General features: G+C 69.7%; 8 protein-coding genes and 1 pseudogene. 2 read left to right on the top strand and 7 right to left on the bottom strand.

Translation table 11 applies throughout. The features are described 5' to 3' along the window. Positions 1-314: cysteine peptidase family C39 domain-containing protein (locus BLR05_RS23870; protein ID WP_491896670.1), on the bottom strand; the 314-nt coding region annotated here is incomplete at its 3' end. A 159-nt stretch (positions 315-473) separates the two neighbouring features. On the opposite strand from BLR05_RS23870, the pseudogene BLR05_RS23865 reads away from it, so the two are divergent. Then, positions 474-912: pseudogene (locus BLR05_RS23865) on the top strand (IS5 family transposase); the annotation flags it as partial. Between the two features lie 558 nt (positions 913-1,470). Here the strand turns inward: BLR05_RS23865 and BLR05_RS23855 are convergent. The 6 genes from BLR05_RS23855 to BLR05_RS23830 form a co-directional block, all read right to left on the bottom strand. Continuing rightward, positions 1,471-2,109 carry a cysteine dioxygenase family protein gene (locus tag BLR05_RS23855; protein WP_167361336.1) on the bottom strand — a complete coding sequence of 213 codons (639 nt, stop codon included), beginning with the start codon at positions 2,107-2,109 and terminating at the stop codon, positions 1,471-1,473. 82 nt (positions 2,110-2,191) lie between these two features. Then, a complete protein-coding gene (locus tag BLR05_RS23850) occupies positions 2,192-3,373 on the bottom strand; it encodes a c-type cytochrome (RefSeq protein WP_092839862.1) in 1,182 nt (393 codons plus the stop codon). Positions 3,374-3,412: 39 nt separating this feature from the next. After that, the gene (locus tag BLR05_RS23845; RefSeq protein ID WP_092839859.1) at positions 3,413-4,216 is read right to left on the bottom strand and encodes an ABC transporter ATP-binding protein; all 804 of its coding nucleotides are present in this window, start codon (positions 4,214-4,216) and stop codon (positions 3,413-3,415) included. Continuing rightward, positions 4,210-5,280 carry an ABC transporter permease gene (locus tag BLR05_RS23840; protein WP_092839856.1) on the bottom strand — a complete coding sequence of 357 codons (1,071 nt, stop codon included), beginning with the start codon at positions 5,278-5,280 and terminating at the stop codon, positions 4,210-4,212. Before BLR05_RS23840 ends, BLR05_RS23845 begins: the two co-directional genes overlap by 7 nt. Positions 5,281-5,293: 13 nt before the next feature. Further along, positions 5,294-6,316, bottom strand: a complete 1,023-nt coding sequence (locus tag BLR05_RS23835) for an ABC transporter substrate-binding protein (protein WP_092839853.1) — start codon at positions 6,314-6,316, stop codon at positions 5,294-5,296. A gap of 85 nt (positions 6,317-6,401) precedes the next feature. Further along, a complete protein-coding gene (locus BLR05_RS23830) occupies positions 6,402-7,514 on the bottom strand; it encodes an LLM class flavin-dependent oxidoreductase (RefSeq protein ID WP_092839850.1) in 1,113 nt (370 codons plus the stop codon). 190 nt (positions 7,515-7,704) lie between these two features. Here BLR05_RS23830 and BLR05_RS23825 point away from each other — a divergent pair, with 190 nt between their 5' ends. Continuing rightward, positions 7,705-8,988: an acyl-CoA dehydrogenase family protein gene (locus BLR05_RS23825; protein ID WP_092839847.1), complete on the top strand. Its 1,284-nt coding sequence runs from the start codon at positions 7,705-7,707 to the stop codon at positions 8,986-8,988. Positions 8,989-8,993 lie beyond the last annotated feature (5 nt).

Raw genomic sequence — 8,993 nt, 5'->3', positions numbered from 1 at the left:
CGCACGCCGTGGCTGGCTACACCGCTGCCCTCGCCCTCCGCGGTGCGCTCACGCACCAAGGCCAGCGCGGGCAATGGCGTCAGCGCCAGCCGCTCCACCCCGCACGACACCTTGCGGGCCTTGAGCCCCAGGCCTTGCGCGGCGCGCAACAGATCCGACACGCCGACCGGCTCGCTCGGCGACAGCCCCAACTGGTGCGCCAGCGCCGCCGGATCGCCCGCGACCTGGTGCAGCCTGGCGATGAGGCACAGCGACTGCAGCGCCTGCCACCCCGGCCCGCCGTGGGCCTGAGGCGCACTTCTCCCTTCCGCCATGCGGATTTCCCCTTCTTTCCTTGGTCCGCACGCTATCGGCGGTTTATTGCTGTGCTAGGGCGCGATGGTACGAGCCGAGCCCTCTGAGACTGGGCGCCCAAAGCGATTACCCGCCAGAAACATTGTGTTTTTTTGTTACCCGCCAGCCGCTCGCATCGTACGGACAGAGGCAAACTCGGCTCCAAGCGGCACATCGTCGCAGACGCGCGGGGCATTGCGCTGGTGGTGCCGGTCAGCGGTGCGAACCGGCACGATTCGATGATGTTCGAGAGGTGCCTCGATGCTCTGCCAGCCGTCAGGGCACTGCAGGGCAAGCCGCGTCGCAGGCCATCGAAGCTGCATGCCGACAAGGGCTACGACTACGCGCGCTGCCGTGCCTATCTGAAGAAGCGTGGCATCGCCAGCCGCATTGCCAAAAAGAGGCATCGAGAGCAGCGAGCGGCTGGGTCGGCATCGCTGGGTGGTGGAGAGAACGCATGGATGGTTTGCAGGCTTTGGCAAGCTGCGCATCCGCTTCGAGAGGCGGCTGGACATCCACGAAGCGCTGTTGAAACTGGCTGCAGCGATCATCTGTGCGCGCTTCGTGGATCGGTGGTGTTGGCCGCTCTACAGGGTGCAATTTTGTATATATGTCATTGCTTTTGGGTTTCCGAAGCCCACGAACCCGACCTTGGGGGTTTTCGTGGGGAAGAAAACGTCGCTCATCCGCAATGGTCCCAGTTCCGGCCGGAGGGCGCCCGCCTTTCGCGCAAAGTGCGCGGCAGCCGTCAGGGCGCTATCGTGCAGTCTCAGACTTTGAACGGATTCCGAGAGAAGGTTCACGCCCATGACAGCCACTCCACACGCAGGGCAGAAATTCTCATTTGACGGGGTGCTGGAGAATTTGGGCCGAGAGGATGGACTACTGTGCCATTCCTGTGCCGGCCGAGATCACCGAGCAGCTCGGAACCAAAGGCCCCGCAAGCGAAGTTTTCTGGTCCGTCGCACCGACGAAACCGCAAGGGCGGAAACTCGTTCAAGGAGAGTTCAAAAGGGCGTGGATGCCGCACACAAGCGACGGGAAAAGCTGAAGCCCGTGCGGTAAAAACGCAGTACGGCTTCTCCCACAAGCCGAGGCTGCCGGGAACGCCTGAAGGCGAATCCGATGGACCCGGCTTCAGGTGCCACGCATTTCCGCCGAGCGATCCCACAGGTTGGGCAGCAAGGCGTTCGAGTACCCCGAGACGAAAAGCTTGCGGCCGCCCTCGGCCGGATAGGTGTGGCGGCGCACCGCCCCGATATTGGCGCCGTACACGTGGATGCTGACCGAGATCCGGTCGTCGAACAGGTTGCGCACCCGGTGCACGTCGCCCACGGTAGGCGACAAGGGCTCGACATCGCCCGGCAGCAGGCGCGCGGCCTCGCCGTCCGCGGTCCAGCGGCCGTCCCGCTGCACGAAGCGCTGGCTCTCCTCCGCGCCGCGCAGCACGCCGACCAGCCCCCACACCGTGTGGTCGTGGATGGGCGTGGACTGCCCCGGCCCCCAGACGAAGCTCACCACCGAGAAGCGCTCCGTCGAGTCGGCGTGCAGCAGGAACTGCTGGTAGCGCTCCGGGTGCGGCTGGGCGAAGGCGTCGGGCAGCCAGTCGTCGCGCGCTAACAGCCGCCCCAGCAATGCGCCGCCCTCGGCGAGCAGGCGGGGCTCGTCGGGCGTGCCGTCGAGCAGACGGCCGAAAGACACGACGAAGTCCCTCAGCGGCGCGATGCTGCGCGCGCCGTCCGCGATGGGCTGGATGGGGTTCAAGGTCTCGGCCATGGCAGTGTCCTTTGGTCGTGTGGCCGGCGGATGGCCGGCAGGTTCAGTGCAAGGTGGTGCGGCACGGCGGCGCCTCGCGGTCTCAATGCACGAAACCGCCCTTGACGAAGCGTACGGGCTCGGCGTCCATGCGCGCCAGCAGCGTATCCAGGCCGTCCGCCGGCGCTGTGCGGGCCACCGCCACCTTGACCCCCGAGCGGCACAGCAGGTCGTCTTCGCTCCAGGCGTCGCGGCCCGGTGCGCTGCGGGCACGCAGCCAGCCGTCGCGATCGGCGAGCAGTTGCATGCCGGCGAATTCGCCCGCCGTCGCTCCCGCCACCAGGGCCAGCGCGTGCCACGCCTCGGGCGCGTCGGCGGAGCAGTCCATCGCGGCCGGCGCGGCGCTGCAGGCGCGGCGCAGCAGCACGGTCACCAGGCGTGGGTCTTCCAATGGTGTGGGGCCGGCCCCCTCGGCCACCAGGCGCAGGCGCTGGTGGCGGGCACGCCATTCGGACAGCAGGCGCGGCGGCCGGCCCGCACAGTGCACCATGAAGTCGGGAACGGCGACCGGGCGTTCCCAGGCGCCGCTGCGGCGCAGGCCCTGGCCGGCTGCCTGGGCTTTCAGGTAGTCGATCACGGACCAGGTGTCCGCATCGGACAGGCGGTCGCCGAAGCCGGCCATGGTGGGCATGCCATGGCGGTCACGCAGCCCCTGGCGGATGCGCCAGAAGACGTCGCCGTCGGCACGGCGCCACAGCAGCGGGCCGGCGAGGTCGGGCGGCCACACCGGCTGCTCATGCGCCAGAGGGCCCTGGCCGCGCCCGTCCGTACCGTGGCAGGCCGTGCATCGCTGCTCATAGATACGGGCGCCCTGCGCCACCGACTGTGCGGTGAAGCCGGTGGGCGAACGATGGAAGCTGGTCGGGTGGGCGGGCACCAGCAGCACATGGGCGTCCGGCCACGGCGCGAACACCAGTGCGGCGGCCGCCATGCCGCCCGCCACCGCAGCGGCGCACCGGCGGCGGCGCCACAGCAAGGCCAGCGCCACCGGCAGCAAGGCCACGGCCAGCGCTGCGAGCAGCAGCGACACGGCGGTGTTCCGCGCCTGCCCGATGTCGATCAGCAGGTTCTCGCCCGACAGCCGCTGCGCCCATGGCCAGGCGGGCTGGCCGTGGCTGTCGCCGGCCAGTCCGATGCGGTGCAGCGCCGCCAGCAGCCCCAGTTGCGCGGACTGCAGCAGCGACAGCAGGGCGTTGAGCCATTCGGATGCGGGGAGATTGCCCATGCTCAGCCACCGTCCTTCGCGCAGGTGGCAGCAGCCTCTTCACCAGCTGGCATCGAGGCCCAGGTGGCGCAGGGCCTCGTGCCGCAACGCGGTCAGCGCCGGGTCGCCACGATGGCGTGGATACGGCAGGTCGACCTTCAGCTCGGCACGGACGCGCGCCGGGCGGTCGCTGAACACGATGACGCGCTGCGCCAGGAACAGCGCCTCTTCCACGTCGTGCGTGACCAGCAGGGCCGAAAAACCCTGGCGCTGCCACAGCGACACCAGCTCGCTCTGCATCTGCAGGCGGGTCAGCGAGTCGAGCTTGCCCAGCGGCTCGTCCAGCACCAGCAGTTGCGGGTCGTTGACCAGCGCGCGCGCCAGTGCCACGCGCTGTGCCATGCCGCCGGACAACTGGTGCGGGAAGGACTGGGCGAATTCGGCCAGGCCGACCAGGGCCAGGGCGGCGTCCACCCGGCTCTTCTGTTTCTTGAGCAGGCCGCGCGCCTGCGGGCCCAGGGCCACGTTGTCCCGGACCGTGCGCCAGGGGTAGAGCGTGGGGTCCTGGAAGACCACGATGCGCGACGGGTCCGGGCGGGTGATGGCCTCGCCATCCTGGGTGATGTCGCCCGCCGTGGCGGGCTCGAGCCCGGCCACCAGCCGCAGCAAGGTGGACTTGCCGCACCCGCTGGGGCCCAGCAACGCGACGAACTCGCCCGGCCGCATTTGCAGATCGACATTGTCGAGCACCTGCAGCACGCCCGAGGGCACTTTGAACCAGTGGCTGACATTGCGCACGCCGATGCGCGCGCCCTGCCCTGCCGACTGCTGCGCCTCCGCGGTATCGGCGGTATGCATCACCATTTGACGGTCCCTTTCTGCCAGGTCAGGACCCGGTCGCGCACGGTGAAGAGCAGCGTGATCAGGCCGGAGCACAGCACCGCCATCACCAGCAGGGCGGCATACATGTTGGCGTAGGCGGCCCAGCCCTGGGCCCACTGGAGATACCAGCCCAGCCCGGCCTTGACGCCCATCATTTCGGCGGTGACCAGGGTGGAGAACGAGGCACCCAGCCCCATGAAGAGACCGACGAAGACCTGCGGCAGCGCTGCCGGGATCGCCACCCGCAGCACCAGGAACCACTCCGACGCGCCCACGGTGCGCGCCACGTCGTAGTAGGCCTTGTTGACCGACGCCACGCCCGACCAGGTGAGCACCGCCAGCGGGAAGAAGGTGGCCAGCGCGATCAGGAAGACCGCGGCCGCATAGCTGGACGGCGCGAAGAAAAAGGCGAGCGGCAGCAGCGCCGAGGCCGGCACCGGCCCCAGGAAGCGCAGCACGGGATGCACCCAGTAGCCGGCCACGCGCGACCAGCCGATCCACACGCCGGTGGCGAAGCCCGCCAGTGCGCCCCACACGAATCCGGTGGCGAGCAGGCGCGCCGAGTGGGCGGTGGACAGACCCAGGCGGCCCCAGTCCTCGGCATACACCTCGACCAGGCTTTGCGGCGGCGCGAAGAAGGGCGGCGGCAGCAGGCCGAGCTTGGCCGTGGACACCTCCCACACCGCCAGCAGCAGCGGCGCAGCCACCAGCCACGGCCCCGCCGGCCGCAGCCGCGCGCCCAGGCGCCCGGTCCGGGCGCCCGGCAGGACGATGGCCAGCAGCAGCAATCCGGCGGCGCCGGCCGCGATGCCGAACTCGGTGGTAAAGGCCCACTCGTTGAAGCCGATCTCCTTGTTGGGCCACGCGCAAGTCAGCAGGCCCAGCGCCAGCCATGCGCAGGCGCCGAGCAGGCCGGTGTTCCAGAAGCCCGCTGCCTGCACCGGCCCGAGGCCGGCGGGCACGGCCGCGCCGCGCGGGCGCGCGGACGCCGCCGGAGCCTGGCCCGGCGCCTGCCGTACCAGGGTGTGGTCGAAAGGGGTGCTCATGGCGGGCTCCGTTTCAGGCCAGCACGTCGGCGGTGACGTGGCGGGCAAAGCGGGCCGGGTTGGTGCCGGACTTCAGCACGCCGACACCCTGGAAGTCGCGCGCGTAGAACTCCACTTCGTCCAGCAATTTCGTGCCGGTGGGATGGTGGCCGTGGGTGAGCGTGCCGAGCAGCGCGCGCAGGTCCTCCACCGAGACCTTGGGCGAATACCTGGCAAACAGCCGGGCCGACTCGTTGGGGTTGTCGGCGACGTAGTCGGAGGCCTGCAGGATGGAGCGCACCAGTGCGGCAGCGCTCTTCCTGTCGTTGCGCACGAATTCGCCACGCGCGCCGACAATGCAGCAGACCTTGTCCTTGTATTCGCCCGACAGGTTGCTGGCGATCTGCTGGTAGCGGGCGGGCTTGCGCTTCTCGATCAGGTAGATGTTGGGATCGCCGTCGGCAATGGCCTGGATCTCGCCCTTGTCCACCGCGATGTCCAGCAGGTCGGCCGGGTACTGCCGCCAGGTGACGTCGCGCTCCGCGTCGATGCCGTTCTTCTTGAGCAGAATGGAAAAGAAGTTCTTGCCGGGGCTGGCGATGTCGGACACGCCGATCACCTTGCCCTTGAGCGACTGCAGCGACGTCACGCCCGCATCCTTCACGCCCACCAGCCGCACGCAGCCACCGTGCGAACTGCCGATGATCTTCACGTCGAAACCCGACTCCAGCGGCTTGAGCCAGCGGTGGATCATGCCCACCGCCGCGTCCGCCTTGCCGGTGGCCAGGGACTCCAGCAGCTGGTCGGTGGAGCCGGTGTAATTGACCAGATCGACCTGCAGGCCGTTCTTCTCGAAATAGCCCAGCTCCTGCGCCACCACCACCGGCGACAGGCAGAAGGCCGTGGCGTTCCAGGCGAAGGTGATTTTCCGCGGCTGGGCGCTCACCCGGGTTGCAACCAGGCCGGCGGAGGCGGCCAGGGCGGCGGCCCCGCCGGCACGCAACAGTTGCCGGCGCGAGGCCTCGGACGGGAAGATCGAAGGACTGGAATCGGACATGTGAGAGCTTCCTCCCCGGGATGCCGGGTATGGGGTGTGGGTTCAGGTGTGTGTTGCCGGGGAAACGGAAGGCCCGCGAGGGGACTCAGGCGGCCTTGCGCTGCGCGGCGCTTTCGGCATCCCGTCGCGCCACGAGGGCCCGTGTCAGCGGCAACAGTTCGCGGCCATAGTCGGTGGCATCCTCCAGCGGGTCGAAACCCCGGATGAGGAAGGTGGTCACGCCCAGGTCGTAATAGTCCAGCAACGCCTCCGCCACCTGATGCGGCGTGCCGACCAGCGCGGTGGTGTTGGAGCGCCCGCCGGTCTCCCGGGCGATGGCGGTCCACAGGCGCTTGTCCACCCGCGTGCCCTTCTCGGCCGCGGCGAGCAGGCGGTGCGCGCCCACGCTCTGCTGCGGCCCGCCCTGGGAGAAGCCTTGCACCACGCGCAGGCGGCGGGTCTCCTCCAGGATGTGTTCGGCGCGCTGCCAGGCAGCGTCCTCGGTATCGGCCAGGATGGGGCGAAAGGACACCGAGAAACGCACGCTGCGGCCGTGCCGTGCGGCCTCGGCGCGCACCCTCGACGTCAGCTCGCGCACCTGGTCGAGCGATTCGCCCCAGAGGGCGTACACGTCGGCATGGCGGCCTGCGACCGGGATGGCTGCATCCGAGGCGCCGCCGAAGTACACGGGCACGTGCGGACGACCGGCGGCGTCGCGCTGCAGTGGCTTGACCTCCGAGAAGCCGGCCTCGAAGCGGTAGTGGTCGCCCCGGTGATCGAAGGGCTGCTCGCTGCTCCAGATGCGGCGCAGGATGCCCAGGTATTCGTCGGTACGGGCGTAGCGCTGGTCGTGGTCGAGCCAGTCGCCGTCGCGGCGCTGCTCCGAATCGGAGCCGCCGGAGATGTAGTGCACGGCCAGGCGGCCACCGCTGTAGTGGTCCAGCGAGGCGAACTGCCGCGCCGCCAGCGTGGGCGCCACGAAGCCGGGGCGGTGCGCCAGCATGAAGCCGATGCGCTCGGTGGCGGCAGCGGCATGCGAGACGGTCAGCGCCGCGTCGGGACCGGTGGAGTGATGCGGCACCAGGATGCGATCGAAGCCGGCATCCTCGTGGGCCTTCGCGAAACGGCGTACGTAGCCCGGATCGACGGCCGGGCCTTGCGGCAGGTGGATCTCCGAGGTCTTCTGGCTCTGGATCATGCCGATGAATTCAATGGACATGCGCTGCTCCCTGCTGGTTCGCGTTGAGTGGTCGGACGGGTTTCTCTACTTGCATTTCAAGCATGATGTTAAGAAATCAACATGCGAAATGAAAATAATAAAAATGCGCTTGCTTATCCGGAATCGGTACTTGGGCCCACCCCGCGGGCTGCCTACGCTGGTGGCACGCCTCCTCCACGGCCTCCGCACCATGACGACCACTACCGCCCCCAACCTTTCCACCCCGGCCCTCCTGTCCCTGCTGGCGCGGCTGCGTCCCCAACTGGCCGCCCGCGCCGCCGAGCACGACCGCGACGGCAGCTTTCCGCACGAGAACTTCGCGCTGCTGCAATCGCACGGGCTGATCGGCATCGCCGCGCCGCGGGCCTATGGCGGCAGCGCCGCATCGCTCGCCACGGCGCGACAGGTCATCCAGGCGATCGCCTATGCCGACCCGGCCACCGCCCTGGTGGTGGCCATGACCTATCTGCAGGTGCGCCAGGCCAACCATCCCGGCAGCCACTGGCCGCGCCACCTGCGCGAACGGGTCAGCCGCGACGGCGCCGAGCGTGGCGCACTCATCAATGCCTTGCGGGTGGAGCCGGACCTGGGCAGCCCGACGCGCGGCGGCCTGCCCGGCACCGTGGCGCGCCGCACCGCCCAGGGCCACTGGCGCCTGGACGGCCACAAGCTGTATTGCACCGGCATCCCGGCACTGCGCTGGCTGCTGGTGTGGGCACGCACGGAGGAGCCGGATGGATCGGCCCCGCGCGTGGGTGCCTTCCTGGTGCCGCGCGACGCGCCGGGCATCCGGGTGATCGAGAGCTGGGACCACCTCGGCCTGCGCGCATCGGGCAGCCATGAGGTGGTTTTCGAGCAAGTGGAGTTGCCCGCCGACCATGCGGTGGACGTGCGGCCGCCCTCCGCCTGGGCGGCCGATGCGCTGTCACCCGCCGAGCGCGACGCTGTGGCCGACCAGCACGCCTGGATGGCCGTGCTGCTGGGCACCCTGTACGACGCGGTGGCCCAGGCCGGCCGCGACTGGATCCTCGACTTCGTGCGCAGACGCGCCCCGGGCAGCCTGGGCGCACCGCTGTCCACCCTGCCCAGGGTGCAGGAAACACTGGGCGAGGTGGCCGGCCTGCTGCACGCCAACCAGCTGGTGCTCAGCCAGTTGACGGAAACCACGGACGACGGCGCGCCGCCCCCGGGCACCGACAGCGGCCTGGTCAAGTGGACCGTCACGCACAATGCGGTCGCGGCCATCGAGCGCGCCCTGAAGCTGGCCGGCAACCACGGCCTGTCGCGCCAGAACCCGCTGGAGCGGCACTACCGCAACGCGCTTTGCGGCCCGGTGCATGCGCCGCAGGACGACGCGCTCCTGGTGGCCGCCGGCCGCGCGCTGCTGGCGGGCGCCCCGCCCCTGGGCTCCGCCACCGTTCCCCCGGCTTCGGCCGAGCACACCCCGGCGACCGCACCCGAGCCGGCGATCTGACAGGA

It is taken from the genome of Paracidovorax cattleyae (genome assembly GCF_900104515.1).
Lineage (GTDB): Bacteria > Pseudomonadota > Gammaproteobacteria > Burkholderiales > Burkholderiaceae_C > Paracidovorax > Paracidovorax cattleyae.
This window is presented reverse-complemented; position numbering and strand designations above follow the sequence as displayed.